The following is a 329-nucleotide window of genomic DNA, read 5'->3' on the forward strand; positions in this document are numbered from 1 at the left end:
AGAAGCATCATACCAGGAATTGATAATATCTACAGATAATTGATTATTGTATTCAGACGCATCAAGCTGTGTGGCACCAAAATCCCAAGCATCGGTAAGATCACTGCCTGATTCTGAACTCATCGTATTACTTTCACGTAAGATTCTAAAATAACTTGGTTTCCCGGTATCATCATAGATATTATAAGTACCGGAAGTTTCTGCCGTAAAATTTAATTCGGTAATTTCTTCTCCAACAGCAACTACATCATTCTGAAGTTCTGGATTTGTTGCATTTTCAAAATGAATATTACTGTCACCTTCCTGGGAAAGCACCCAAATTGTTACTT

At 36.2% G+C, this 329-nt stretch carries 1 protein-coding gene; it reads right to left on the reverse strand.

Annotated elements, in window-relative coordinates; all coding sequences use genetic code 11:
• Window positions 1–329: hypothetical protein (locus tag RM529_RS17915; protein WP_311486083.1), on the reverse strand; the 329-nt coding region annotated here is incomplete at both ends.

It is taken from the genome of Autumnicola edwardsiae, assembly GCF_031846505.1.
Taxonomy (GTDB): domain Bacteria; phylum Bacteroidota; class Bacteroidia; order Flavobacteriales; family Flavobacteriaceae; genus Autumnicola; species Autumnicola edwardsiae.